Origin of the sequence: Lysinibacillus sp. NPDC093688 (genome assembly GCF_050280145.1) — a bacterium.
Classification (GTDB): Bacteria; Bacillota; Bacilli; order Bacillales_A; family Planococcaceae; genus Lysinibacillus; species Lysinibacillus xylanilyticus_B.
Map to the genome: position 1 here is coordinate 1 of NZ_JBNNUX010000101.1, position 1,552 is coordinate 1,552.

Consider the following 1,552-nt stretch of genomic DNA (forward strand, 5'->3'; position numbering starts at 1 on the left):
GCAGAGGGTTTTGTTTGTGCGAAAGCGCAGCGACAGCAACAGCACCGATGTTGGTCACGAAGGCGTTATCACAGGATGTGATGCTTTTAGCCTTCGTTCCCCTATCGCTGATCCCCAAGGAGTCGCCCAGTCGTAACGAAGATCAACTAATATACAAGGCAAATATTTTTAAAAATGTCATCCACAGCTTTTGGTGATGAGCATTAAATATGTAATGTTTGAAATGAGTCCATCAAAGTCTATATGTTCACACTGTTCAAGGCTTGAAACCGAAATTTTAAGGCAATTGAATAAAACATCATTCAATTGCCTTTAACTTTCATTCCTGTTCATAATTTTTGGAGAAAGATTCCACAAAATCTGCGCCGAGCTGAACGTTTATTTGCTTGAAGGCTGCAATTACTGCTCCACCAATTGGTTGTAAGATTGGCTCCATAAATTGCAATGGTACCCCGTCTGCTTGTGCAAATTGCTGTAACTCAGGTAAAAAATACGCTTCATTCTTAAAAACGCCTCCCACTAAAACGACAGGTACGTCCCCTTCCTTCCAAGCCATATGGGCGTAACATGCTTTAATCGCCACATAATATTTCTTACAAGCATCCTCAATAATCTTAGCAGCGACACGATCTCCTTTTCCTGCCACTTCAAAAACATATTTACTTAACGGTGCAATCACTGTCCGAGGATGTTCTTCTCCATATATACACTCTATTAATTGTGGTACATTTTCCACAGAAAAATAACGTAATACAACATCTGTCAGCGCTGTTGCGTCTCCTCGGCCATCATAGCTTTGAAAAATAGCCTTCAGCACTTGAACACCTAAATCATAGCCACTGCCCTCATCATCAAAAAGATAACCCCAGCCCCCTACTCTATAAAAATGTTGCTCACGATCGTAGCCCATCGTAATAGCACCTGTCCCTGCAATTTGCACAATGCCAGCCTGCCCAAGTGTGCCTGCATAAAGTGCAATTAGAGCATCATTATCAACAAAAACATTTGTTGTTTTAGGAACGTAATGGCGTACTATCGTTTCTACAACTTCCTCTGCCTGTAGCTCCTTGACCCCAGCCATGCCAGCAAAACAACTATCTATTGCTGCAAATACTTGCGGATTTTGTTGTTGTAAATTTTGCAGTATATCATGAATCGTTGACTGAAAATATTGTACATCCATTGCTGTTGGGTTACTACGAGTCGTTACTACTTTTGCATAAATATTGCCGAGCTCATCACAAATCACTGCTGACGTTTTCGTTCCACCACCGTCAATCGCTAATACATACATTTCTTTGCTCCTTTCTTCTCAATCAATTTCGCCCTGGCTTAATTGTAGTTGTTACTAGAAAAACATTGATGAATCAGGATAAAAAAGGTTCATCACCAAAAGTTGTGGATGACTTTTGTTAAAACGTCTACTATATAAATAAGTTGATCTTCGTTACGGCAGGGCGACTCCTTGGGGATCAGCAATAGAGGAACGAAGGCTAAAACCATCACATCCTGTGATAACGCCTTCGTGACCAACATCGTGTTGGCCCGAGAC

2 protein-coding genes are annotated in these 1,552 nt (G+C 41.2%); one reads left to right on the forward strand and one right to left on the reverse strand.

The window, feature by feature from the left end:
• On the forward strand, nucleotides 1-197 hold a 197-nt coding region (locus ACQKN2_RS25235; RefSeq protein WP_427417363.1), incomplete at its 5' end, for a hypothetical protein.
• A gap of 122 nt (nucleotides 198-319) precedes the next feature.
• On the opposite strand, the gene ACQKN2_RS25240 is transcribed toward ACQKN2_RS25235, so the two are convergent.
• Complete coding sequence (locus tag ACQKN2_RS25240; protein WP_427417364.1) at nucleotides 320-1,294, reverse strand: N-acetylglucosamine kinase; 975 nt, start codon at nucleotides 1,292-1,294, stop codon at nucleotides 320-322.
• Nucleotides 1,295-1,552 lie beyond the last annotated feature (258 nt).

Bases quoted from the DNA above. Each gene is read 5' to 3' on its own strand.
- ACQKN2_RS25240 (WP_427417364.1), bottom strand. From the start codon at position 1,294: ATGTATGTATTAGCGATTGACGGTGGTGGAACGAAAACGTCAGCAGTG.